Genomic DNA, 24,931 nt, shown 5'->3' on the forward strand with positions numbered 1-24,931 from the left:
AAGTTTGTTTAAATTATCCAATCTTATTTCGAATAGTGTTATACAATTTTGCAGATACGAGAAACAATATATATTTCAATTTATTTTTCCTTGTAACATTTGAATTCGGAATAACATCTTTGAAATATTGAATGTATTCTTTTCTAATTTTATTAACTTCAGCATACATATCTGAACTAAGCATAGCATGTACAATATGCAGACCATTAAAAACATAGCGAACATTCAAGGCTCTTCTCATATCCCTATCACCTGAATAGTCTCGTTCAATATAACTTCTATTCCATTCCATTGCCTTGTAAAAATCTAAGAGACGATCACTATACTTAGAATTTACAATACTTCCTGGTCTTCGATAGTATTTATAAAGATTTAGATCACTAACAGCAATATTTTCACAGGAAGCAATATGCTCATAAGCAAGAGCTAAATCTTCATATAACATCCCTTTAGGATATGGAAACCTTAATAAGATTTCTTTCTTATAGAGTTTACCACCTGAATGTGTCCCAACATAATTTCCATAAAACATTTGTTCTAAAGCTGTTCTACGATCTAATTTTCCAGAATATTTCTCTCTGAAATCTCCTAAAAAATCACTATTTTCATAGTTTCTAACTTCAATCACTGGAGTTGCTACAAGATCAACTCTATACTTATCTCTAAGTTCTACTAAATATTCAATGGCTCTATGGTCATAATAATCGTCTGAATCAATGAAAACAATCCAATCTGTTGAAGATTCTTTTACCCCAGTATTGCGGGCATTGGACAATCCCCCATTTTCAATATGCAGAACTTTTATTCTATTATCTTCTCGAGCATATTGGTCACAAATTTCTCCAGAACTATCCGTCGAACCATCATCTACTAGGATTATTTCAATATTTTTATATGTTTGTTGTCTTAGACTTTCTACACAATAACTCAAACAGTTCTCAACATTGTACACTGGTACAACAATAGAAATCTGATCCATTATGATAATCCTTCCAAAATGATATCAACAATACGCTCACAAGCTTTTCCATCTCCATATGGATTACTTGCTTTACTCATCTTGCTGTACTCTGTTTCATCTTCTAGAAGCAGTTTGAAATTAGTATAAATATTTTCTTCTTCTGTTCCTACCAATTTCAAGGTTCCTGCAGCAATCCCCTCTGGACGTTCTGTTGTATCACGCATTACTAATACTGGTTTACCTAAAGAAGGTGCTTCTTCTTGCACACCACCAGAATCTGTTAAAATCATGTAGCTTTGATTCATAAAATTATGGAAATCAATGACTTCTAGAGGTTCAATGATTTTCATACGTTCATTGTCGCCAAACACTTTACTTGCTAGCTCACGAACCTTAGGATTCTTGTGAATAGGATATACGACTTTAACATCTTCAAACTCATTCAGGATACGATTAACTGCATTAAACATATTTTCCATAGGTTGACCAAGGTTTTCACGTCTATGGGCTGTCAACATGATTAGTTTACTGTCCTTAGCCCACTCTAAAATAGGATGGTCATAATGCTCTTGAACGGTTGTCTTCAAGGCGTCGATGACAGTATTTCCAGTAACATAGATATTCTCTCTTCCCTCTTTTAGAAGATTCTCTTTAGCCACTTCTGTCGGAGCAAAATTGAAATCCGCAATAATTGAAGTAGTCTGACGATTGAACTCTTCAGGAAATGGGCTTTGAAGATTATAAGTTCTCAATCCTGCCTCTACATGTCCAACTTTAATTCCCATGTAAAATGCAGCTAAAGCTGTCGCAAAAGTGGTTGTAGTATCCCCATGAACAAGAACAATATCTGGTTTTTCCTGCTCTAAAACTGCTTGAATTTTATCTAAAATACTTGTCGTGATTGTAAATAGTGTTTGATTTGCCTTCATAATTCCTAAATCATAATCAGGAACAACTTTAAAGACATCTAAAACTTGCTCTAACATTTCTTTATGTTGACCCGTTACACACACAAGTGTTTTGATTGAATCATTTTTCTTCAGTTCATTCACTAAGGGACACATTTTTATTGCTTCTGGACGCGTCCCAAAAACTAACATTACTTTTTTCATTTTGAATCTCCCATTAGTTTTTGATAAAATTTACGATAATTCTCTAAAAATAAAGGATAACTAAACTTCTCTTCATAATCTTTTTTAGCTTGATGAGCTAACCTAGTTCTAAGAGTTGAGTCAGTCGCCAGACTCTCAATAGCAGAAGCTAAGGCCCTAGCATCTTTAGCAGGAACCAAGATCCCATTTTCTTTTGTAACAACTTCATTAATGCCAGGAATATCTGTCGCAACCATGGTTTTTCCATTCATAAATGCTTCGATAACATTTAGAGCCAAGCCCTCAAATAATGACGAAGACACTAGGAAATCAAAACTATTAATGCATTCCACTATATCCTGTCTATATCCTAAAAAAGATACTTTATCTTCCAGATTTAGTTCTTTAACCTTGTTTTCTAATTCGGCTCTAAGTTCTCCATCCCCAACGATAAATAAACGAAGGTTTTCATCTGAAATCAAAGAGATCGCATCAAGCAGATAAGTCAAACCTTTTTGTTCAGATAATCTTGCAATACAGCCTAGCTTGATTCCATCAAACCTCATAATCTCATCAACTTGTCTATTTGACTGTTTCAAGATCACTCCGTTATAGATAACAGTGCTATTTGCAACTCCCACATCATCTTTCAAATTTTGATTAACTGCTTGACCAACTGCAATACTATAGGCATTTTTAAGTGAAAATCTATATAAAGACAACTTATCTTTAAAGACATTATGAGCAGTGTAAACGTGGACTAGCTTGGGATTAATCAGTTTTAATAAACGAATATAAAAAGCTGCCATTCGATGATGCGTATGAACCAGAGTAATATCATTTGTCTTAATAATTTGATAAATAGTAAGAAGCAGCTTCAACACAGTAAGGGGATTTTTGCTGTCTATATCGTGAATTTTATGATGGATAATTCCTTGGGCCTCTAATTTTGGTTCCCAAAGGCCTCCTGTAGAAGCTACATGTACACTATCAAACTCATCTTTCAAATCAGAACTCAACTGGTACACGATTCTCTCAGCACCACCAATATCCATCGTTCGTGAAATATGTAAAATATTATTTTTTCGTTTTTCGTTTCTCATCTAAAACTCGCTTAATAAAGGTAACATTCCCTACAAAGTATCGTTTAAAGAGACGCTTTGGCTCATTAGCAACTCGGAACAACCACTCCAAGTTCAATTTCTGCATCCAAAGTGGGGCACGCTGAATGTGACCAGACAATACATCAAAACTACCACCTACACCCATAAAAATAGAATTCACTCCATTATCCATAAATTTTTGGATGATGTATTCTTTTTTAGGTGAAGTAATTCCAACAAATACAAAGTCGGGATTCTTTTCACGAATATCTTCCTGAATATCTTGCTCATCTTCCTCAGAAAAATAACCATTACGATGTCCAACAACTCGTAGATTGGGATACTCTTCTTTAAAATTTTGTAACATATCTTGCAAAACTTCTTCTTTAGCACCAAAAAAATACACTGAATAAGATTTTTCATCGGCTAATTTTAATAATCTTTGCATTAAATCAATTCCAGCAACTCGTTCTGGAACTTGGTAGCCCAAAAATCGAGAAGCTAGAACTACTGATGCACCATCTGCATTGATGATCTCAGACTCGTTAACTATCTTCTTAATAGCTTCATCTGATTGACATTGGTTAATCTTATCAGCGTTTACGCCCATTAAATGAAGAGGACGTTGTTCAATTACAAATTTCTCAACCTCTTGTACTGTTTCATCCATTGTTAAAGGGTCAATTCTGACCCCCATTAAATTAAAACTATTCAAATTAATCTCCCCATGTAGACTCAAAATGACCCTTACGCTCGGCTTCTTTTGGTAACTTCATGTAATCACCATATATTTTTGTTAAATATTCATCTGGGTTTGCATGGCAACTTATTTCTAAGTTCTCAAACTCTAGTAATTGTGGTTCACCGAATACTTCTTTTCTAGCAAGCTCACGTTCTCTGTAAGAGCCTAATACATTACCTACTATTGAACTAGTTTCAAAATCATATTGTTTAATTAGATTTTGTAATTTGTTGTTAATAGTGGCTGTTTTTAGAAGTTTATTTAATTTCAAAACTTTTGATATACTCACAATTGCATTTTCAAAACTTCCCCGATCTCTGTCATGTAGACGATCGATTACCGAAATTTTAGAAAGTGCACGATAGAATTTGATTTTGTTTGTATGAATAAAATAATGAAAACGATCATCTGGATAACCATCCAAAGGAAAAATATCTATGAATGGACTACATAGTTCATCTCCAAATGGAATTTGTAAGGATGTATCCATAATAGAGGTATTACCTAAATTGTCATCATGAAGTCTCAAAATAACATGTTCTGGAAGTTCTTTTTTACAAATAGATAAAAATTTTTCATAATCTTTTCGAGGCATCCCTAAATCCATATCATCATCCCAAGGAATAAATCCTTTATGACGAATGGCTCCTAGCAATGTTCCTCCCAAAGCATAATATCTTAAATCATGTTTACTACAAATAGCAATAAAGTTTTTCAATAAAGATAATTCTCCTAGTTGAATTTCCCTCACTTTATTCATAAAATCACTTCGCTCCATCTCTCATAAGTACAACTTTAATAGTTTTTAGTAAAATTTCAATGTCTTTCCAAATTGTCCAATCGTCTATATAAGCTACATCTAATTTAACAACTTCATCAAAATTCTTAATCTCACTTCTACCACTAACTTGCCAAAGTCCAGTGATACCCGGTTTAAAACTCAATCGACGTTTTTGTTCAGGTGTGTATGTCTCATATTCATCAACTGTTGGCGGTCTTGTTCCCACTAGGCTCATATCTCCTTTCAGAACATTCCAAAACTGGGGAAGTTCATCCAAGCTAGTTTTACGGATAAAGCGACCAATTTTTGTAATGCGAGGATCATTGTCCATCTTAAACATACCACCCTGCATGGTATTTTTCTCCAACAATTCTCTCTTTTTATCCTCAGCATCAATACACATTGATCTAAATTTATAAAAAGTAAAATGTCGGCCGTTTTTTCCTATGCGAGTCTGGGCAAAAATAGCAGGTCCACCATCTTTTCGAATAGCTGGAACTAGAACTATACTAACTAGACCACAAATCATTAAACCAAAAATAGAACCAATAATATCTATGACACGCTTAGCAATTACATGACTATTCTTATAAAATTTCGTCGAAAAAGTAATGACATTTAGACCAGCCATCCCACGGATTTTTTTGTCACGCCCTAGATTATGGTCAAAAGCATTTAGATTAACCGTTACATCAATTCCCATCGTTTCAAAACGAGAAATAAATTCACCAATATCATATTCTTCACTAGGAAGATTGATAAACACTTCGTCCACAACTTCGTGAGTTGCAAAATTTAAAATATCTTCGACTGGTACGACTGTAATAGTATCATGTTGGAAATTAGGTTTATCTAATACACTAACTGCCACCAGTTCTCCAAAGAAATCACCCGCATCAAGTAATTTATCCATCACTTTCTCAACTCTAGACGTTGCTGTAATCAAGAATAGTTTTTTACTCCATTTCAAATTAGGAAATACCCGTTTCGAATAATACTTGATACAAATATTGACTAGATACATTAGAATCGAGTGTAAGGTTAAGAAATACACCATGCCTCGTCTAGAGATACTAAAGCGTTCTTCTAAAAAGAAATTAGAAAGACTAATTGCCAACGCAAAGAAAATGATATATTTTGTCAAGCGAACAAGTTCAATCAAACTCCCTCGTCTAAAAAAATCTTGACCGTAATCGCTAAAATAAAATACTATGTAGTGGAGAATATATAGGACAATCATTGTTGTTGAAAGAATATCTGTCTCTTTAACAAAACTAAGAGAATACCCCAGTAACACTACTATAAAACTCTGGATTACTGCCAGAGATATTTTTATCCCTTTCTCTTCCATAACTACTTCCTTAGTCTATCCCTTATTCTATCCCCTATTTTTTACCGTAAGAACCATACTCACCGTAAGAACCATATTTCTCAGCTGAAGTATTGAATTTATTTAATACAACTCCTAAAAATGGTTTATTCGTTTGTTCCAATTGACCTTTAGCCTTCTGAACATCTTTTCTGTTAGCTTCTCCTGCCGCAGTAACTAAAACAGATGCATCACATTTTTGTGTAATAATAGCTGCGTCGATTACGATACCAATAGGCGCTGTATCAACAATAATATAATCAAAATACTTGCGAAGTGTGTCAATCATAGTGCTAAAATTTTCACTTTGCAATAAAGCAGTTGGGTTGGGTGAGATAGACCCAGCTTGAACCACAAATAGATTCTCAACATTGGTATCACATAAACCATGAGATAGGTCTGTTGTTCCAGATAAAAATTCTGTCAATCCAGTAATTTTTTCACGTGACTTGAAGACACCTGACATGACAGAATTACGAATATCAGCATCTACTAACAGGGTCTTGTAACCTGCACGCGCGAATGCCCAAGCAATATTTGTAGAAGTCGTTGACTTTCCTTCACCCGGTTTTACAGAAGTGATAGAAATTACTTGTAAATTATTTCCACTCAATTGTATATTCGTACGCAAGGCATTATAGTATTCTTCCGCTTTTTTGGCCAGATCTAATTTTTTCTGTGCTATTTCTAATGTCGGCATATCTCTCTCCTATTTCAATTTATCCAGATTTGGAACAACTCCCAACAATGCAATTTGCATAACATCTTCAATATCCTCTGGACGTTTCACTCGTGTATCAACCAGTTCAACGATAAGAACAGCGATAACCATAAATGCTGTTCCTCCAAGTAGCCCGATAATTGTATTTCTACGAATATTTGGAGAAGATGGTGCTGTAGCCGGACGAGCTTCTTCAAGTGTTGTGACATCAGAAACGCGTGTGATACTGATAATCTTTTCAGCTGCTACTTCTCTCAATGAGTTAGCAATACGACTAGCTTCCTCAGGGACTCTATCATTAACGGAAATAGATACGATACGAGTATCGACTGGTACAGTTACCTTGACTTTACTAGCCAAAGCTTTTGGTGATAGATCTAATTTCAAATTAGATGTAACTTTTTCCAAAACATCTTGAGACAAAATAATTTCACGATAGTCTTTAACTAAGTACGATCCAGCTTGCAAGTCTTGGTTTGTCAAACCAGGCTTATCTCCCTGATTACGGTTGACTACATAAATCCGTGTAGTACTAGTGAACTCCGGTTTAACGACAAACGCACTATAGGCAAAAGCTAAGGCTCCAGCTACAATCGCTACCAATGCAATTAGAATTTTTCTTTTCCAAAGAATTTTAAACAGGTGAAATACATCGATTTCCATAGTATTTTGTTCTTTCATATTTTCTCCTAAATTATTTGATCCATTATAATTTTCCTAGGGTTCTCTACAAATAGCTCTTCCGCCTTGTCTCTACCATACTTTTTAGAAATAATCTGACGAGCATCCTCCATGTAGGGAGGTCTACTATCTAAGTTATGCATGTCACTTGCAATGACATGAACCAGGTCTCTCTCCAAAAAATATTGGGCTCTCTTTTTCATAAATTTATAGGTTTCACCAAAGAGCTTAGGTTTTAGAACATGAGAACTATTTACTTGCGTATAGCATCCCATATCAATCAGTTCCCTAACACGTTTTTCATTGTTTTCCAACGCATCATAACGTTCAATATGAGCAATCACTGGGGTAATCCCTAACATCAAAATATTGCTTAACCCTTTATGAATATCGCGATAGGGTGTATTCATACTAAATTCAATCAAAGCATAACGACTGTTATTGAGAGTAGGAATGCGCTTGTTTTCTAATTTTTCTAGAACATCCGGAGTATAGTATATCTCTGCTCCGTAAGCAATGACCAAATCATCTGCCACTTCTTTAGCAATCTCACGAACCTTTAAAAAATTCGTCGCTATTTTTTCTTCTGGAGTCTCAAACATCCCTTTTCGACGATGGGAAGTCGAAACAATCATCCGAACTCCTTGATTATATGCTTCTATTAAAAGAGCTTTACTATCTTCTATAGACTTTGGCCCGTCATCTACATCAAAGACAATGTGAGAGTGGATATCAATCATATCATCTTCCCTCCATCACATCTTGTATCGCACTTTTAGCAGTTGCTAAACTACTATCATCGATTTCCATCATATAAAGGTTACTATCTGGCATAGCATAAGAAGGAAGTCCCATTCGACCTGTACCTTTGAGGTCTTGAGAGTTGACTTTATAACTACCACCACTCTCCAATTGAGTATTAATCAAATCTATCATCGTTTCGATAGGCATATTTGTTTGAAGGGAATCTTGCAAACCTTGAATAATATCACTATAATTTTTTAAGGCTTCAGTAGAAGTTAATTTCTGAATAATTGCGACAATAACCTTTTGTTGATTACGACCACGGTCACGATCTCCATCAGCCAACGAATAGCGTTCACGAACAAACCCAAGAGCTTGTTCAGAATCTAAATGGACATTTCCTACTGGGAAGTGGAACTTCCCGTGACGAGATGTAAACTCCTGATCATTGTATACATCTACACCACCTAAAAGGTCAATCAATTTCAAGAACGAAGTGAAGTTTAGACGAACATAGTAATTAATATCAACTCCATAAAGATTTTCCAAAGTATGAATAGAGGAGTCAACTCCATAAATACCTGCATGAGTCAACTTATCTTTTTGATTATTCCCGCCGTCAGCAATCGGAACATAAGAATCTCGAGGGGTTGTTGTCAATAGAATTTTTTTTGAATCTTGATTAACAGTCATCAAAATGTTGACATCTGAACGAGAAACTGAACTAATTGGTCCGTAAGTGTCAATACCACTCACATAGACATTGAAGGACTTGTTCTTAGAAACTTTAGGAGCAGCTACTTCTTTGGTGATATTTTTAGTGTAGATTTTCCTAATTTTTGATGCGTAATCAGGGTATTCAGATTCTATAATATTTTCAAAGACGCTATTTAAGACAATCGCTTTTGCTTCACCTGATACCAAGCTCTTATAAGCTGCAAGGTATGAGGTGCTTTGTTCAACCGTCAATTCTTTGCTCTGACTAGTTTTGATATCAGCTATCAATTTTTGAATATTATCATTATCAGTATCCGTAGGTCCTGTAATACTATCTAATTGCGTGACATTATGAACGTCACTATCTTTCAGAACAACAACACTCATTGAGTATTCTGAGTAATTTGACGTAGAATTGATATGACTAGTAAAGCCGACAAATTGTTGCAGTGCAAAAAAAGAAACTGAACTCATTAAAATAGCTAGTGTTAAAAAGAAAATTGTAAACTTTTCTGCTTTTCTATAAATGATCAAAAGCAGACTCGCTAAAGCGACCAAAATCACTACAGCTGCCGTCATAACATTCAGGTATCTAAACGCCAATATATTATGTCTAAAAATCAAGAACAGCAAAAAACCACCCAATAATACATAAATGGTTAATAAAGCTATATTAATGCTCCGCTTAACTTTACCCGAACGGGCTCTTTTTGAACGTTTATTCATAGTTTTCCCCTATATGTTGATTATCAGAATTATTATATCACAATCATGAAATAATTTCCATTTATTCCTTTTTTTATCAGCGTTTTCAATACATCTTCTAAATGCACTCCGAAGGAATAATTGTTTTTTTTATAACCTGTATAGTATCTATCGCTTCCTATTTTGACATTCTCGTTTCATAGACAGAGGAATACGAATCAAAAATATAACAAACAAGGTCCCTTACGGAACCTCGTTCATCTATTTTACATGATTTTCTGCTTCTTTTTGAGCTTTTTCGATTGCTTTTTTGCTTTCTTGCTCCCATTTGGTCTTAGCTTCTTCATACTGCTTGGTAGTCACAGTGTCTTTTTGCAGTTTCATGTACTTGTAGTTATTGCCGTCGCCCTTGATGCCGACTAGTGAATAACCTCTTGTAAATGGCGTTACTTTGGTTACAGATGCTGTTCCACCGCTCGACATAGCTGACATAATCAGAGAATTGTCAATCATCCAAGCCTGTGCTTCAGCATATTTTTCATAACGTTTGGCTACATCTTTATTTTCGCTATCTGCATCTTTGAGCATCTTGGTGTAGGTATCAAGACCCAAGCTAGCAATTTTAGCTTTATCTTCCTGAGCATCTAAACCAAAAATCTTGAGGTAGAATCCATCCTCAGCATTGAAAGGATTAAGATAAGTTGACGGATCTTGGTAGTCACCTACCCAGCCATCAAAGTTCAAATCATAGTCACGATCAGCTGGCGTTGGTGCCAAGAAAGCTACGTTATTAAAATCATCTGTTGAAAGTTGTTGAACATCAATGACAATGTTATCAGCACCTAAAACCGACTCAAGGGTCTGCTTAACTGAGTTCATGCCTGTCACAGCATTTTTACTTGTCTGATCAACTGCAACATCCAAGTGAATTGGGAAAGTCACACCTTGACTTGCCAATTCTTTTTTAGCTTCTGCAAATTTTGCTTGGGCCTTTTCTTTGTTGAAATAGGCATCCTGAGCATCTGCCAAGTTAATACCTGACCATTCTGTTCCGTAGTTGACCAATTTAGAAGCAACTACTTCTCCAAAAGTCTTGTCTCCAACTTGGACAAATGTAGGAGGCACTAGGGTGTTACGAAGGGTCTTGCTAGCTGCTTCTTCCCCATTTGACTGGGCAGAATAGGTTGTGCGGTCCAAGGCAAAGTTCACTGCCTGGCGGAAGTTTTTGTTCAAGACAGCTGCCTCAGTTGACTTCTTCTGCTCATCTGTCGTTTTAGCAGTGTGATTGTAGGCCTTACGGTTGACGTTGAAATTGAAATACCAAGAAGTCTTGTCCTGCAAACTATAGACGATATTATCCTTATATTTTTCCTTGATCTTAGCGAAGTTAGAACTATTTGGATAAACCCCCGCGATAGAATAAGCTCCACTTTCAAAGTTACGGATGGTCAATTCTTGGTCTGAACCATCAAAATAGGCCAATTTCACGTGTTCAATTGATACTTTGTCATGATCATAGTAATGGGGATTTTTCACATACTCGATAGATGATTTTGATGTAAAATCTTTTAACAAATAAGGTCCGCTGTAGAGAATGCTATCTGGAGATAGGGTCCCAAAATCTTTCCCTTTTGAGTTTAAAAACTCTTCATTCACCGGGAAAAGAATACTATTGGTTGTTTTTGAGTTCCAGTAAGGTTCTGGGCGTTCCAAAGTATACTCAACAGTATGGTCGTCGATTGCCTTCACACCAACCTTAGAAAAGTCAGAATCCGCTCCTGTAATATAATCATTCAAGCCCTTGATTGAGTTTTGAATCAAGTCAATAGCCTGTGATTTATTGTCCACTGCATACTTAATCCCTGTCACAAAATCTTGTGCCTTGACTGGGGCGTACTCTTCACCGTCAGCCGTGAACCATTTGGCATCTTTTCTCAGTTTATAGGTATAAGTCAGACCGTCGCTTGAAACAGACCAGTCTTCTGCCAAAGACGGAACTAGGTTTCCGTGGTTGTCATTTTCAAGCAAACCATCAACTAGGTTAGTAATAATAGCTGTATTATCAGCGTAGTAGTCTAATAAATAGTTAAATGTAGTTGGATTTCCACTAAAGGTTGATGAGTAAGTTTTTGTATCTGAACCTGATTGTCCGCAAGCAGCTAAAAGCAAAGCAGCTGCAACAGTCAGGCCTGCACTAAGGATACGCTTTTTTGTAGTCATCTTCTTTCTCCTTTATGTTAGTTTTTATAACATAGGTTTATTTTACCAAAATAGTGGAAATTTGTAAAGTTAATTGAATTTCTAGAATGAAAGTTTATAAATCTTTGCCATAAAAAAACAAAGGATTTCTGCCTTTCATACAGTCCTCCCTTGTTTTTATACGATTTCGATTTTTAGATTTTTCTGTAAAAAATGTTTATAGTAATTCCACACAGAAAGCATCCCATGGAGCCAAGATTTGTTTTTCAAATGCTTCTTGAGCCACGGTGTTTTCAATCAAGACCGATTTGACGTTCCCTTCTACGGTCAAGTCTTGTTCTTCATTGGACAAATTAGCTACGACTAGGAATCGACGGTTGCCATCTTTACGGATATAGGCAAAAACCTTGTCAGCCGTATCAAGCAATTCAAAGTCAGCTCGAATCAGCCAACTATTCTCCTTACGGATTTGAACCAGTTTCTGATAAGTATAGAAAATAGAATCGGGATTTGCCAGCGCTTCTTGAACGTTGATTGCTTGATAGTTTGGATTCACTGCCAACCAAGGTTGACCTGTTGAGAAACCAGCATGTTTGCCCTCGTCCCATTGCATAGGGGTACGGGCATTGTCACGACCAATGACACGGATACTGTCCATGATTTCTTCCATCGGAACGCCTTTTTCAAGAGCTTCACGCGCATAGTTGAGGGATTCAATATCTTCTACTTGGTCCAGTGTTTCAAACGGATAGTTGGTCATCCCAATCTCCTCGCCTTGGTAGATATAAGGAGTTCCTCTCATGAGATGAAGCAAGATGGCAAAGGCTTTGGCAGATTTTTCGCGGTATTCTTGGTCATTTCCCCAGATAGAGACAATACGAGGGAGGTCATGATTGTTCCAGAAGAGGGAATTCCAACCATCCTCAACTCCTAATTCTGTCTGCCATTTGTTGAAAATCTCTTTTAACTTAGCGATATTCAACTCTTTTTGATAGTGCCATTTAGGCTGACCTTCCTGATACTGAAGACAGATATGCTCAAACTGGAAGACCATAGACAATTCTTGACCCTTTGGATCAGAGTAGAGCTTGGCAATCTCTGGCGTTGCCCCCCAAGTTTCTCCTACTGTCAAGAGATTCTTATCTCCAAAGGTCGCCTGATTCATCTCCTTGAGATAGGGATGGAGCATAGGACCATTATTGACTACTTGCTCGTCAGGAATTTTCCCAATCATGTCAATAACATCCATACGGAAGCCGCCAATGCCTTTATCAATCCAGAAGTTCATCATCTCATAAATTTTCTGACGAAGCTTTTCATTTTCCCAGTTGAGATCCGGCTGTTTCTTACTGAAAAAGTGAAGATAGTATTGACCTGACTTTTCATCGTATTCCCAAGCAGAACCACTAAAGATAGAATCTAAATCGTTGGGTTCATCCCGCCAGATATAGTAGTCTCGTTCAGGGCTATCAGGATTTTCACAGGCCTCGACAAACCAAGCATGCTCATCTGAGGTATGATTGACCACTAAGTCCATGATGATACGAATATCACGCTTCTTAGCTTCCGCGATCAGTTGGTCCATATCCTCCATGGTTCCGAAAATAGCTGCAATCGCTTGATAATCAGCAATATCATAGCCATTATCATCCATAGGACTGTCATAAACTGGAGAAAGCCAAATCGCTGTAATTCCTAACTTGGCTAGATAGTCTAACTTACTGGTAATTCCTGGCAAATCGCCAATTCCATCTCCGTTGCTATCCATAAAGCTCTTAGGATAGACTTGATAGACTACGGCATTGTGCCACCATTTTTCTTGCATCTTCTTACCTCATTATTTTAATAATCTGTAATCTATGATAGCGCTTTTTAAAATTTTATGCAAGCGTTTGCCTAATCTTTTTGATTCCTTTTTTAACTCCATAGTTTCCTAACTTCCAATTTTTTATTATAATAGAGGTCAGAGGTAAAAAAATGAAAAAACAAGCTTTTAGTTCTGAACAATATTTGAATCTACAGCGCGACCACATTTTGGAGCGCATTAACCAATTTGACGGCAAGCTCTACTTGGAGTTTGGCGGCAAAATGTTAGAAGATTTCCACGCTGCTCGCGTTCTTCCTGGTTATGAGCCTGACAACAAAATCAAGCTCTTACAAGAATTGAAAGAGCAGGTTGAGGTTGTGATTGCTATTAATGCTAGCAATATCGAACATTCCAAAGCACGTGGTGACTTGGGCATTTCTTATGACCAAGAAGTTCTTCGTTTGATTGACAAATTCAATGAATTAGGGATTTTTGTTGGCTCCGTTGTCATCACACAGTACGCTGGCCAACCCGCTGCAGATGCCTTCCGCAATCAGCTTGAGAAAAATGGAATTGATTCTTATCTTCATTATCCAATCAAAGGATATCCGACAGATATGGATCACATCATTTCTCCAGAAGGCATGGGGAAAAACGACTACATCAAAACCAGTCGCAACTTGATTGTCGTGACCGCTCCTGGACCTGGTTCTGGAAAATTGGCAACTTGTATGTCCAATATGTACCACGACCAAATCAATGGTATCAAGTCTGGCTACGCTAAATTTGAAACCTTCCCAGTTTGGAATCTTCCCCTTCATCACCCAGTCAATTTGGCCTACGAGGCTGCCACAGCTGACCTTGATGATGTCAACATGATTGACCCCTTCCATCTCCAAACCTACGGAGAAACTACTGTCAACTACAACCGTGATATCGAGATTTTCCCAGTGCTCAAGCGCATGTTAGAACGTATCCTTGGTAAATCTCCATACGCTTCACCGACAGACATGGGTGTCAACATGGTTGGTTTCGCTATTACAGATAATGAGGCTGCTGTCGAAGCTTCTAAACAAGAAATCATCCGCCGTTACTATCAAACTGTTCTTGATTTCAAAGCCGAAAAAGTTGGCGAAGCTGCTGTCAAAAAAATTGAGTTGCTCATGAACGACCTCGGCATCACACCTGCAGACCGTAAGGTTGCTGTCGTTGCGCGTCAAAAAGCAGAAGAAACTGGTGGACCAGCCCTAGCCCTTGAATTGCCAAGCGGAGAAATTGTCACTGGTAAGAACTCAGAGCTCTTTGGTCCTACAGCCGCTGCCTTGATCAACGCTATCAAGAAATCAGCTGACATTGCCAAGGAAGTAAAACTCATCGAGCCTGAAGTTGTTAAGCCGATCCAAGGTCTTAAAATCGATCATCTGGGTAGTCGCAATCCACGCCTGCATTCAAATGAAATTTTGATTGCACTTGCCATCACAGCTACAGAAAATTCTGATGCTGCTCGTGCTATGGAAGAACTTGGCAACCTCAAAGGAAGCGAAGCCCACTCAACCATCATCTTGACTGATGAAGATAAGAATGTCCTTCGTAAACTGGGTATCAACGTAACCTTTGACCCTTACTACCAATACGACCGCTTGTATCGTAAATAAAGATTTCAACCTCTCCAGCCTCGGAGAGGTTTTCTCTCTGCCTCAAGAGCCGGCTTTATGTTATAATGAAATTAGAAAACTGAAAGGATTTACCATGCCAAAAGAAGTTATTGTTGAAAGTTTTGAACTTGACCACACCATTGTTAAGGCACCCTATGTTCGCTTGATTGGGGAGGAAAAAGGGCCAAAGGGAGATGTCATCTCCAATTATGATATTCGCTTAGTGCAACCCAATGAAGACTCTATCCCTACTGCTGGCCTTCACACTATCGAGCACCTCTTAGCCAAACTCATCCGTACCCGCATCGACGGCATGATTGACTGTTCACCATTTGGTTGCCGCACAGGCTTCCACATGATTATGTGGGGGCGCCACACCAGTGCTGAAATCGCATCTGTTATCAAGGATTCGCTCAAAGAAATCGCTGAAACTACTACTTGGGAAGATGTTCCTGGAACAACCATCGAATCTTGCGGTAACTACAAGGATCACAGCCTCTTTTCTGCTAAAGAATGGGCTAAACTCATCTTGGAACAAGGGATTTCAGACGATGCCTTTGAGCGTCATGTGATTTAAACACAAAAAAGGAACCAGTTTTTCAGCTGGCTCCTTCTTTTTTATGCTCAAAATTCTGTCTTAGGCTTTTTCACGAATGACCAAAACACCATCTTCCATGTCAGCTTCTAGGTGTTTAGTATCAAGGTTATCCAAGTGGAAGTCTGTGACTTTGTCACGGATTTGTTGTTCAACCACACGACGGAGTGGACGAACACCCATGACTTCATCGTAGCCTTCCTCAGTCATGTATTCTTTAGCAGCTTCGCTCACTGCCAAGTCAATGTCTTTCTTAGAAAGCGTCTTGTTAACTTCAACCAACATCAAGTCCACAATCTTAGAAAGATCTTCTTTGCTCAAGTGTGAGAATTCGATGACTGCATTGAAACGGTTAAGGAATTCTGGACGGAAGTAAGGTTTCAAACGATCCATCAATTCTGGTTTATCCGCATCTTCTGTCAAGTTAGCTTCGTAACCAAAGCCTGCGTTTGAAGTTGCGATAATCACCGTATTCTTGAAGTTGATAGTGTTACCTTGACCATCTGTCAAACGACCATCGTCCAAAACTTGAAGGAGAAGGGTGATGACTTGAGGGTCAGCCTTTTCAATTTCGTCGAGAAGGACGATTGAGTATGGATTGCGACGGACGCGTTCTGTCAAGGTATTGTTGTTGTCATCGTAACCAACATAACCTGCAGTTGTACCAATCAATTTAGATACGGCTGTGCGGTCGCTGTATTCTGACATGTCCAAACGGATGATAGCATCTTTCGTTCCGAACATATCAAGAGCCAATTGTTTAGCCAACTCAGTCTTACCAACACCAGTAGGACCTACAAAGAGGAAGCTACCGATTGGGCGATTTCCTTCATCAAAACCAGCACGGTTACGACGGATAGCTTTTGCTACTGCTTCAACGGCCTTATCTTGACCAATAACTTTTGTCCGCAAACGATGACCCATATCTTTCAAACGTTCGATGTCCGTAGCCCCCATTTGAGATACTGGAATACCCGTCATACGTTCTACAGATTCAGCCACATCGTTGACACTTGCAGTCACTTTCATATCTTCTGTATGGTTTTCGATTTTCTTTTCCAATTCTGCGATGCGTGTTTTATAATTTAGAGCTGCTTCAAAATCTTCTGCCTCAACTGCTTTTTCTTGCTTGTCTTTTTCTGCCTCAATTTCACGTTCAACAGCATGAACATCTGTTACTGGATGCTGAGCTGCCAAGTGAGCCGCCGTAACATCGACAAGGTCGATAGCCTTATCTGGCAAGCTACGTTGTGGAATATATTGAACAGAATAATCCACCGCTGCTTTCAAAACTTCGTCTGGCAAGATGACATTGTGGTGTTGTTGATAGAGGTCACGAATTCCTTGAAGAATTTTAAAAGTATCCTCTGCTGAAGGAGCATTTACCTTGACTTCGTTGAAACGACGAGCAAGAGCTGCATTCTTCAAGATAGTATTACGGTATTCATCCTGAGTAGTTGCGCCAATCACTGTCAATTCTCCACGTGAAAGAGCTGGTTTCAAGATATCAGCAAGACCTTTAGACCCTTGACCATCACCTGTGCTACCAGCACCAAGAATTTGGTGAATTTCATCAAAGAAGAGAATGATATTTCCCGCTTCTTTGACCTCATTGACTAGGTTTTGAACGTTTTCTTCAAAGCTACCACGGTATTGAGTACCAGCCTCAAGACCTGAGATATCAATGGAAATGATTTCCTTGTTCTTAATAGCAGCTGGAACATCTCCGTTCACAATGGCTTGTGCTAGACCTTCGACAACGGCTGTCTTACCAACGCCTGCATCTCCGACCAAAACAGGATTGTTCTTGGTACGGCGCGAGAGGATTTCAGATGCTTCTTGAATTTCCTTGTTTCGTCCGATAACAGGATCCAGCTTTCCCTCACGCGCTTCTGCAGTCAAGTTTCGACCTAGTTTTGCAAGTACACCGTCTTGTTTCATACCTGATGCCTGTTGTGGCATTTTTCCATCAACTTCTGCATTTCCTGGCAATTGGCCAGTTGCACGATAGTGAGCAAATTCCTCAGGTGTGACTTCACGTCCATTAATCAAGTAGCGACGGTTTTCAGAACTATATCCTCGCATGCCACCCATCAATTGGTTAAATAAATCATCCATGTTGTTAAAGTTATTAAAGTTGTTGTTCATATTCTTTACCTCTTTTTGTTTACTTAGTTATGATTACTGATATTGACTATCTTTGACCTTTGTTTTAAAAAATTTAGACTAGCTAAATCGCTACTCTACGTACTATTTCTGGTTTTTCTTTTTCAAGCAGGAGTAGACTATCTTTACTTCTAAAGATTTCTAGATTAAACATAGACCCCACCTCTTTCTATTTTACTTTAAATAAGTGTTCTAGCAAGGTTTTCATTTACCTTACGTTCATAATATACTACATTAGTCAAAAAAGGTCAAGTAATTTGACTTTAATTGACCAATAAATTTTACAAAAAGAAGAACTAGCTTTTAACTAGTCCTTCTTTGTATTATTTTATATAATCTTAGCTCAACGCATCCAAGGCATCATCCATTGAAAGAACTTCGTGGAATACACGTTGTGTCAATTCAGTTTTTTGTTCTGGAGTGAGGTATTTAGTGTTTACACAGTATCCAGAGATACGTACGATAACGTCTTCACCTGACATGATCTTTTCGTAAACATCGTTCAAGTCCATAACGTTCAAGTTAACGTGTTGTCCACCGTTTTCAAAGTAACCATCAAGGATTGTTACCAAGTTATCAACTTGTTCGTCACGAGTCTTACCAAGAGCGCGAGGTGATACTTGTGTAGTCAATGAGATACCATCAGCTGCATAACTAAAGTCAAGGCTAGAAAGTGAGTTCAAGTTTTGCAACCATCCACCTTTAGCTTTATTAGATGGGTTAGCACCTGGTGAGAAGAATTCAAGTTTAGACAAGTTCACAGAACCATCTTCGTTGAGGTATACACCTTTGTGAACTGGTGAGTTACCAGTTTGTTTAGAGTAAGCAACGTTAGATGTGATTGTCAAAAGTGATACTGTAGCTTCAGCGTCTTTGTAAAGTTTGTGGCTACGTAGACGAGTTGTGTAAGCTTCGATCAACCATTCTGCCAATTCGTTTGAACGTGGGTCATCTTCACCCCAACGTGGGTATTCACCGATTGTTTCGTAATCGTAGATGTAGCCATTTTCGTCACGGATTGGTTTAACTGTAGCGTATTTGATAGCTGACAATGTATCAACAGTGTTGGCAAATCCACAGATACCGAATCCCATGTTGGCACGTTGTTTAGTTGGCAAGAAGGCCATTTGAACAGCTTCGTAGTTGTACTTATCAGTCATGTAGTGGATGATGTTCAAAGCATCTACGTAAGTGTCAGTCAACCAGTCAAGAGATTTTTCAAAGTTAGCTTTAACTGATTCAAATTCAAGAACTTCGTCACGGATTGGTTCGATGTCAAATACTTTGTAGTCTTTGTGAACATCGTCGTAACCACCGTTAAGTCCAGTAAGAAGGGCTTTCAATACGTTTACACGCGCACCGAAGTACTGGATGTTGTGGCGTTGTTCTTCATTTTCTGGGTCAAGTGGAGACACACAGCATGAGATACAGCTCATTTCACCATATCCGTCTTTAGCCATTGTTGTTACACCTTCGTATTGGATAGAAGAGTGTTTGTGGCTCATGTGCATACAGTAGCGACGGAAGTTGTATGGCAATTTGTCAGTCCAAAGAACTGTCAAGTTTGGTTCTGGTGAGTTACCGATGTTGTCAAGAGTGTTCAAGAAACGGTAGTCCATCTTAGTAACACGGTGACGACCGTCGTTACCCATACCAGCCATAGAAGTTGTGATGAAAGTTGGGTCACCTGAGTACAATTGGTCATAAGCTTTAGTACGAGCAAATTTAACTGTACGAAGTTTCATAACGAAATCATCAACGAATTCTTGGATTTCTGATTCAGTAAATGTACCACGAGCAAGGTCACGTTCTGCAAAAATGTCCAATACGATTGGTACACGACCTAGAGATGTAGCAGCACCGTTGATAACACGGCAGACAGACATGAAGGCGATATTAACCCATTGGATTGCTTCTTTAACGTTCATCGCTGGTTTGCGAACATCAACTCCGTAAAGATCACCCAAGCGAACAACTTGTTGCAATGCTTGGTATTGAAGATTGATTTCTTCACGAAGACGAATTGTTTCTTCATCGATTTCTTCGATTGCATTCCAGTCGTTTACTTTTTCTTGCATCAAGTAGTCTGCACCGTAAAGAGCAAGACGTGCGTAAACACCGATGATACGTCCGCGTGAGTATGCATCTGGAAGACCAGTTACAGTGTGAGCGTGACGAGCGCGACGAATGTTTGAAGTGTAAGCACGGAAGATACCGTCGTTAACTGTTGTTACATATTTAGTGAAGATTTCGTGAACAGCTGGGTCTGGTTCGTATCCATTTTCTTTCAAAGTAGTTTCAGCCATACGGATACCACCTTTTGGCATGAAGTTCAATTTGAAGAGTTCATCGTTTTGGATACCAAAGATAACTTCATTTTCTTTGTCGATAAATCCTGCAGGGATATCAGCAATAGATGTTGGACGAGTGTCCATTGGGAAACGAGTTTCTTCGTAGTGAGCCTTAGTTTCTTCTACAATCTTTTTGATGTGAAGTGAACGTTCTGTTGGTCCTGCAAGGAAGCTTTCGTCTCCATCGTAAGGTGTGTAGTTAGCTTGTACGAAGCGTGATACACTTGCTTTTTCTTTCCAATCTACGCCTTTGAAGCCTTCCCAAGCTTTGTCAAAAATATCTTGTGCTTCAACAACTGTCTTAACAACCATGTTAATGTCCTCTTTTTTCTTTCTAGTAACAGTCATCTGTTACATTCATGAGACAAGTATACCACACAGCAACCGATTTCAACAAGTGGAAAAGGCCTATTTTTACACTTTCTTTTCTAAAACAGTCTATATTTCGCCCTAAACTGTATTATATTTTTGAAAAAAATATACCCTTTTTTCCTTTTTTCAGAAAAAAGGGTATAATAAAAGAAAATAAGCTGTAAAAAAGGTGCTAGGTATGTTGATTTTCCCCTTATTAAATGATTTGTCAAGAAAAATCATCCATATTGACATGGATGCTTTTTTTGCTGCGGTGGAAATCAGGGATAATCCTAAACTCAGAGGAAAACCTGTCATTATCGGAAGCGACCCTAGGCAAACAGGTGGACGGGGAGTCGTTTCGACCTGTAGCTATGAGGCACGAGCTTTTGGTGTCCATTCTGCCATGAGTTCCAAGGAAGCTTATGAACGTTGTCCTCAGGCCGTCTTTATCTCTGGAAATTACGAGAAATACAAGTCTGTGGGATTCCAGATTCGTGCTATTTTTAAGCGCTACACAGATTTGATTGAGCCTATGAGTATTGACGAAGCCTATTTGGATGTGACAGAAAATAAACTCGGTATCAAGTCAGCGGTCAAAATTGCTCGCCTCATTCAAAAAGATATCTGGCAAGAACTGCACCTGACTGCTTCTGCTGGCGTTTCCTACAACAAATTCTTAGCTAAAATGGCCAGTGATTATCAAAAGCCACATGGTCTGACAGTGATTCTACCTAACCAGGCTGAGGACTTTCTCAAACAAATGGATATTTCCAAGTTTCATGGAGTAGGAAAAAAGACGGTGGAACGACTTCATCAAATGGGTATTTTTACTGGCGCTGACCTACTTGAAGTTCCTGAAGTGACTCTGATAGACCGTTTTGGTAGACTGGGTTATGACCTTTATCGAAAGGCTCGTGGCATTCACAACTCTCCAGTCAAATCCAATCGTATCCGTAAATCCATCGGGAAGGAGAAAACCTATGGAAAGATTCTCCGTGCCGAGGAAGATATCAAAAAAGAGCTGACTCTCCTATCAGAAAGAGTCGCTCTCAATCTCAGTCAACAAGAAAAAGCTGGAACAATTGTCATTTTGAAAATCCGCTACGAGGACTTTTCAACTCTCACTAAACGAAAAAGTCTGCCTCAAAAAACACAGGATGCTAGTCAGATAAGCCAAATAGCCCTGCAACTCTATGAAGAGTTAAGCGAGAAAGAAAGAGGTGTCCGCCTGTTGGGGATTACCGTGACTGGATTTTAAAACCTTGAAGAGCTGACTCTTCAAGGTTTTTCTTATACAAACAAACGGACAAAGCTATAAAGTAGCAAGATACTACCAAGCACGATACGGTATTTACCAAAAAGGGTAAAGTCGTGTTTTTTCACATAGCTGGTCAAGAAACGAATAGCGACCATGCTGACTGCAAAGGCTACTCCCATCGCAACCAAGAGCAAGAACAATTGCCCAAAGTTCAAGAGTTGTCCTGCTTTCACAAATTTGAAAATCTTTAAGGCGCTAGCTCCAAACATAACTGGAATTCCAAGATAGAAGGTAAACTCTGTCACAACAGAACGACTGGTTCCATTCAACAAACCACCGACAATCGTTGCCCCAGAACGGCTGGTTCCTGGTAAAAGGGCAAGAACTTGGAAGAGGCCGATATAGAAGGCTGTCGTATAAGGAAGCTTATCCAACTCTGTTACACTTGGCTCGATAGCACGCGCTTTATTGCGCTTTTCCAAATAGATAAAGGCAATCCCATAGATAATCAACATGAGAGCAACTGAAACCATGTTATGGAAGTGGGTATCAAACCAATCATCAAACTTAAATACAGCAAGCAAAGGTAAAGTAGCTACAAGAACTTTAGACCACAATTGCCAAGTTCGACGAACTTCCTGCTTGTCTTTACCCGGTTTAAAGGGATTGAGCTTATTAAAGTAAATCACCATAACCGCCAAAATCGCACCAAGCTGGATCACGACATTAAACATGGACATAAAGGCTTCGTTTTGATTTTGGTATTGGATAAATTCCTCTGCTAAAATCAAGTGACCTGTACTGGAAATCGGCAACCATTCCGTAATTCCTTCAACAATCCCGAAGAAGATAGATTTTAAAATTTCAATAAGATACATAGATTACTCCTTTTTTTCTATCTTCCATTATAGCATATTTTTTCAGCCTGTGACAGTTCTCTTTAAAAGGCACCGATACTACCACCGCCTCCACCGCCAGAGAAGCCACCGCCAGAACTTCCATTTCCAGAAGATACGGAATAGGTACTTGCTGTGTTTGCGATGCTGGCATAATGGCTCATTTTCGCGCTTGAATGATAAAACATACCGTGCCAGCCATAATCTACATAGAGATTGATATCTGGATTTCCCACTTTAATCTGATGAACCTTCATCAAATGGCTGACCTTGTCCGCATAGCCAAATAAGGTCGCATAGACCAAAAGGCGATTCCAGACCACAATACTTTCCAATTCAGCCTGATCCAATCTTGCAATCTCACGCAACATATTTTCAAAACTGGTCCAGAGATAGTTGACTTCTGCCCCTGCTTCATTCAGGACACCATCACGATTATCTAGTCGAAGCTTCCAATAATAGAAAACAGCCAAAACCAAACCTAGAAAACCAAGTATTGGCAAGGGGATGTAAAGATATCCATAAACATCCAAACTGTACAAGAACAAGCCAAATCCGATAAATAGGGGCAGGATAGTCAAAGCACCCATACCCACTTGCAAGGCCTTTTCCCCACCAGTTAAAGGACGGTAGTAATCCGGAAGCCCCCAGAAGGTAACTCTATTTCTCACTCCTTCTTGCATCTCTTTCAATACTTCTTCAAAAGAAGATTTGAGCTGACGCCCCTTTGCTTGAATCCGTTTTTCATCAGAGACTTTTGCTCTACGATAAAGGCTATCAGATACCTTGTAATCCGCAAACAAATTGGAAAGAGTTTCTTCTTTTTTGCCTGAAAAAGCCAGATCTAGACAGTCTTTCTCAAAGCCTGACAAACCATCTTCTTTTACTAGCCTCAAACCAACTGCATCTCCTTCTGAAATGATAGAGACATTTCCACGGTCTATCACATCTAGCAAGGTAGCTTGAATAAGTTGATCAAAGGTGAATTTTCCAGCTCCCTTGACCAAGGGACTCACTTCCTCCAAGGAGGTAGAGTAGACAGCCTCTGATAAAACCATAGGCTCTAATTCCATTGGTGGTTCATAGATACGATGATTTTTGGCATATTTGACTAAAGGAGTAGTCTTTCTTCTATAAATAAAATAAAAACAAATACTCAATAACAAGGAGATAGAAAGTATAGAAGGAAACACCCACGTAACGAGTTGTTTACTTTGCTCTTTTTCTTTAAAAATCGAGTCTTCTATCTTATTAAACTCTTCTAAGCGATTCCCTTTCAATCCCTGATCCCTAGCGCTAGCAAAATCAGTTCGAGGCCAGTATGCATGCAATTCAACTCCACGCTTAGGCGGAAGATTGTCTAAACGGATAGTATAATCAAGGTTACTCTTTTCAATCGTTCCCTCTCTAAAAAGTTTCCCTGTATGGAAAAAGAGTTTTTCAGCCCCCTTATCTCCCCTTACATGAAATTCAAACTTTCCAATAATTCCTGAACTATCTGTCAGAGGTTGCCAATTTAATTCAGCGATGTCATCATAAAGGAAAAGCAAATTCTTTAAGTTCCAAGTAATATCAACTTCAACTATGTCACCTTCCTGACCGGGATTATAGACTTTCACAGTATAACCATTCGCTTCTTCTGTCACTTCGCTAGTAACATCTGTCAGTTCAGCACCGTTTTTCGCAGCCTGGACCTTTGGATGAGGATCAATGTCAAATCCACTAGGCATCTTGCCCGCACGTCCAAGTCCCACGATTTGGCCCTTAAAGTCCTCCTCAAACTGATAAACTATCTTCTGTCTAAATTCTGCCGTATTGTCTGCATGAATATACAAATCTCCTTGGTAGGAGTTTATCTTGAAATCAATGGCAAAAACAGAGAGTGGAAGAAGGCAAAACAAGCCTAACACCAGTAAGAAAAAAGTTTTTTTCATCAACTAAGCCCCCTTTTTAGCTTTGCTATCATTATATCATTTTTTCATAAGTAAGGGCTTGCCTATATTGAAAAATAGAGTTTTTTTCGATAAAATAGGAG

Annotated in this window: 19 protein-coding genes; 3 read left to right on the forward strand and 16 right to left on the reverse strand. The window is 38.5% G+C overall.

What is annotated here, in order from left to right; genetic code table 11:
* Positions 1-13: 13 nt before the first annotated feature.
* The 12 genes from HMPREF2701_RS05305 to HMPREF2701_RS05360 form a co-directional block, all read right to left on the reverse strand.
* A complete protein-coding gene (locus tag HMPREF2701_RS05305; RefSeq protein WP_049487469.1) occupies positions 14-979 on the reverse strand; it encodes a glycosyltransferase family 2 protein in 966 nt (321 codons plus the stop codon).
* Positions 979-2,073: a non-hydrolyzing UDP-N-acetylglucosamine 2-epimerase gene (gene wecB, locus HMPREF2701_RS05310; protein WP_033682309.1), complete on the reverse strand. Its 1,095-nt coding sequence runs from the start codon at positions 2,071-2,073 to the stop codon at positions 979-981. Before wecB ends, HMPREF2701_RS05305 begins: the two co-directional genes overlap by 1 nt.
* Positions 2,070-3,155, reverse strand: a complete 1,086-nt coding sequence (locus HMPREF2701_RS05315; protein ID WP_061589576.1) for a glycosyltransferase family 4 protein — start codon at positions 3,153-3,155, stop codon at positions 2,070-2,072. Before HMPREF2701_RS05315 ends, wecB begins: the two co-directional genes overlap by 4 nt.
* Positions 3,130-3,852, reverse strand: a complete 723-nt coding sequence (locus HMPREF2701_RS05320; RefSeq protein WP_033682311.1) for a WecB/TagA/CpsF family glycosyltransferase — start codon at positions 3,850-3,852, stop codon at positions 3,130-3,132. The genes HMPREF2701_RS05315 and HMPREF2701_RS05320 overlap by 26 nt, the downstream gene beginning before the upstream one ends.
* 19 nt (positions 3,853-3,871) lie before the next feature.
* Positions 3,872-4,657 carry a LicD family protein gene (locus HMPREF2701_RS05325; RefSeq protein ID WP_033682339.1) on the reverse strand — a complete coding sequence of 262 codons (786 nt, stop codon included), beginning with the start codon at positions 4,655-4,657 and terminating at the stop codon, positions 3,872-3,874.
* A gap of 4 nt (positions 4,658-4,661) precedes the next feature.
* Positions 4,662-6,029, reverse strand: a complete 1,368-nt coding sequence (locus tag HMPREF2701_RS05330) for a sugar transferase (RefSeq protein WP_049552119.1) — start codon at positions 6,027-6,029, stop codon at positions 4,662-4,664.
* A gap of 34 nt (positions 6,030-6,063) precedes the next feature.
* On the reverse strand, positions 6,064-6,747 hold the full coding sequence (locus HMPREF2701_RS05335; protein ID WP_020901549.1) for a tyrosine-protein kinase: 684 nt from the start codon (positions 6,745-6,747) through the stop codon (positions 6,064-6,066).
* 9 nt (positions 6,748-6,756) lie between these two features.
* Positions 6,757-7,449 carry a capsular polysaccharide biosynthesis protein CpsC gene (cpsC, locus tag HMPREF2701_RS05340; RefSeq protein ID WP_049552118.1) on the reverse strand — a complete coding sequence of 231 codons (693 nt, stop codon included), beginning with the start codon at positions 7,447-7,449 and terminating at the stop codon, positions 6,757-6,759.
* A gap of 8 nt (positions 7,450-7,457) precedes the next feature.
* Positions 7,458-8,189, reverse strand: coding sequence for a capsular polysaccharide biosynthesis protein Cps4B (gene cps4B / locus HMPREF2701_RS05345; protein WP_020901547.1), 732 nt, complete (start codon positions 8,187-8,189; stop codon positions 7,458-7,460).
* Position 8,190: 1 nt separating this feature from the next.
* Complete coding sequence (locus tag HMPREF2701_RS05350; RefSeq protein WP_049487461.1) at positions 8,191-9,636, reverse strand: LCP family glycopolymer transferase CpsA; 1,446 nt, start codon at positions 9,634-9,636, stop codon at positions 8,191-8,193.
* Positions 9,637-9,876: 240 nt separating this feature from the next.
* The gene (locus HMPREF2701_RS05355; protein WP_061589577.1) at positions 9,877-11,835 is read right to left on the reverse strand and encodes a peptide ABC transporter substrate-binding protein; all 1,959 of its coding nucleotides are present in this window, start codon (positions 11,833-11,835) and stop codon (positions 9,877-9,879) included.
* Positions 11,836-12,031: 196 nt separating this feature from the next.
* Positions 12,032-13,639 carry a glycoside hydrolase family 13 protein gene (locus HMPREF2701_RS05360; RefSeq protein WP_070482384.1) on the reverse strand — a complete coding sequence of 536 codons (1,608 nt, stop codon included), beginning with the start codon at positions 13,637-13,639 and terminating at the stop codon, positions 12,032-12,034.
* A 152-nt stretch (positions 13,640-13,791) separates the two neighbouring features.
* On the opposite strand from HMPREF2701_RS05360, the gene HMPREF2701_RS05365 reads away from it, so the two are divergent.
* Positions 13,792-15,276, forward strand: coding sequence for a DUF1846 domain-containing protein (locus HMPREF2701_RS05365; protein WP_070482386.1), 1,485 nt, complete (start codon positions 13,792-13,794; stop codon positions 15,274-15,276).
* Positions 15,277-15,370: 94 nt separating this feature from the next.
* Positions 15,371-15,853, forward strand: a complete 483-nt coding sequence (locus HMPREF2701_RS05370; protein WP_049510097.1) for an S-ribosylhomocysteine lyase — start codon at positions 15,371-15,373, stop codon at positions 15,851-15,853.
* Positions 15,854-15,913: 60 nt separating this feature from the next.
* Here HMPREF2701_RS05370 and HMPREF2701_RS05375 read toward each other — a convergent pair whose 3' ends face one another.
* Together HMPREF2701_RS05375 and pflB are read right to left on the reverse strand one after the other, a co-directional pair.
* Positions 15,914-18,019 carry an ATP-dependent Clp protease ATP-binding subunit gene (locus HMPREF2701_RS05375; protein ID WP_049552115.1) on the reverse strand — a complete coding sequence of 702 codons (2,106 nt, stop codon included), beginning with the start codon at positions 18,017-18,019 and terminating at the stop codon, positions 15,914-15,916.
* A 356-nt stretch (positions 18,020-18,375) separates the two neighbouring features.
* Positions 18,376-20,700 carry a formate C-acetyltransferase gene (pflB, locus tag HMPREF2701_RS05380; RefSeq protein WP_000260631.1) on the reverse strand — a complete coding sequence of 775 codons (2,325 nt, stop codon included), beginning with the start codon at positions 20,698-20,700 and terminating at the stop codon, positions 18,376-18,378.
* A 238-nt stretch (positions 20,701-20,938) separates the two neighbouring features.
* On the opposite strand from pflB, the gene dinB reads away from it, so the two are divergent.
* Positions 20,939-22,000 carry a DNA polymerase IV gene (gene dinB, locus HMPREF2701_RS05385; RefSeq protein ID WP_070482388.1) on the forward strand — a complete coding sequence of 354 codons (1,062 nt, stop codon included), beginning with the start codon at positions 20,939-20,941 and terminating at the stop codon, positions 21,998-22,000.
* A gap of 32 nt (positions 22,001-22,032) precedes the next feature.
* On the opposite strand, the gene HMPREF2701_RS05390 is transcribed toward dinB, so the two are convergent.
* Together HMPREF2701_RS05390 and HMPREF2701_RS05395 are read right to left on the reverse strand one after the other, a co-directional pair.
* Entirely contained in the window at positions 22,033-22,878 is an 846-nt protein-coding gene (locus HMPREF2701_RS05390) for an undecaprenyl-diphosphate phosphatase (protein ID WP_061589580.1), read from the reverse strand.
* 62 nt (positions 22,879-22,940) lie between these two features.
* The gene (locus tag HMPREF2701_RS05395; RefSeq protein ID WP_070482390.1) at positions 22,941-24,830 is read right to left on the reverse strand and encodes a DUF2207 domain-containing protein; all 1,890 of its coding nucleotides are present in this window, start codon (positions 24,828-24,830) and stop codon (positions 22,941-22,943) included.
* Positions 24,831-24,931: the final 101 nt, after the last annotated feature.

Origin of the sequence: Streptococcus sp. HMSC077D04 (genome assembly GCF_001808785.1) — a bacterium.
In the GTDB taxonomy this organism is placed as follows: Bacteria; Bacillota; Bacilli; order Lactobacillales; family Streptococcaceae; genus Streptococcus; species Streptococcus mitis_BX.

What these genes read in the sequence shown, in the direction of transcription:
- HMPREF2701_RS05365 (WP_070482386.1), top strand. Translation starts at nt 13,792, where the DNA reads ATGAAAAAACAAGCTTTTAGTTCTGAACAATATTTGAATCTACAGCGC.
- HMPREF2701_RS05370 (WP_049510097.1), top strand. Translation starts at nt 15,371, where the DNA reads ATGCCAAAAGAAGTTATTGTTGAAAGTTTTGAACTTGACCACACCATT.
- HMPREF2701_RS05335 (WP_020901549.1), bottom strand. Translation starts at nt 6,747, where the DNA reads ATGCCGACATTAGAAATAGCACAGAAAAAATTAGATCTGGCCAAAAAA.
- HMPREF2701_RS05355 (WP_061589577.1), bottom strand. Translation starts at nt 11,835, where the DNA reads ATGACTACAAAAAAGCGTATCCTTAGTGCAGGCCTGACTGTTGCAGCT.
- HMPREF2701_RS05305 (WP_049487469.1), bottom strand. Translation starts at nt 979, where the DNA reads ATGGATCAGATTTCTATTGTTGTACCAGTGTACAATGTTGAGAACTGT.
- HMPREF2701_RS05320 (WP_033682311.1), bottom strand. Translation starts at nt 3,852, where the DNA reads ATGGGGGTCAGAATTGACCCTTTAACAATGGATGAAACAGTACAAGAG.
- cps4B (WP_020901547.1), bottom strand. Translation starts at nt 8,189, where the DNA reads ATGATTGATATCCACTCTCACATTGTCTTTGATGTAGATGACGGGCCA.
- HMPREF2701_RS05315 (WP_061589576.1), bottom strand. Translation starts at nt 3,155, where the DNA reads ATGAGAAACGAAAAACGAAAAAATAATATTTTACATATTTCACGAACG.
- HMPREF2701_RS05325 (WP_033682339.1), bottom strand. Translation starts at nt 4,657, where the DNA reads ATGAATAAAGTGAGGGAAATTCAACTAGGAGAATTATCTTTATTGAAA.
- dinB (WP_070482388.1), top strand. Translation starts at nt 20,939, where the DNA reads ATGTTGATTTTCCCCTTATTAAATGATTTGTCAAGAAAAATCATCCAT.
- HMPREF2701_RS05330 (WP_049552119.1), bottom strand. Translation starts at nt 6,029, where the DNA reads ATGGAAGAGAAAGGGATAAAAATATCTCTGGCAGTAATCCAGAGTTTT.
- HMPREF2701_RS05390 (WP_061589580.1), bottom strand. Translation starts at nt 22,878, where the DNA reads ATGTATCTTATTGAAATTTTAAAATCTATCTTCTTCGGGATTGTTGAA.
- wecB (WP_033682309.1), bottom strand. Translation starts at nt 2,073, where the DNA reads ATGAAAAAAGTAATGTTAGTTTTTGGGACGCGTCCAGAAGCAATAAAA.
- HMPREF2701_RS05350 (WP_049487461.1), bottom strand. Translation starts at nt 9,636, where the DNA reads ATGAATAAACGTTCAAAAAGAGCCCGTTCGGGTAAAGTTAAGCGGAGC.
- HMPREF2701_RS05375 (WP_049552115.1), bottom strand. Translation starts at nt 18,019, where the DNA reads ATGAACAACAACTTTAATAACTTTAACAACATGGATGATTTATTTAAC.
- HMPREF2701_RS05360 (WP_070482384.1), bottom strand. Translation starts at nt 13,639, where the DNA reads ATGCAAGAAAAATGGTGGCACAATGCCGTAGTCTATCAAGTCTATCCT.
- cpsC (WP_049552118.1), bottom strand. Translation starts at nt 7,449, where the DNA reads ATGAAAGAACAAAATACTATGGAAATCGATGTATTTCACCTGTTTAAA.
- HMPREF2701_RS05395 (WP_070482390.1), bottom strand. Translation starts at nt 24,830, where the DNA reads ATGAAAAAAACTTTTTTCTTACTGGTGTTAGGCTTGTTTTGCCTTCTT.
- pflB (WP_000260631.1), bottom strand. Translation starts at nt 20,700, where the DNA reads ATGGTTGTTAAGACAGTTGTTGAAGCACAAGATATTTTTGACAAAGCT.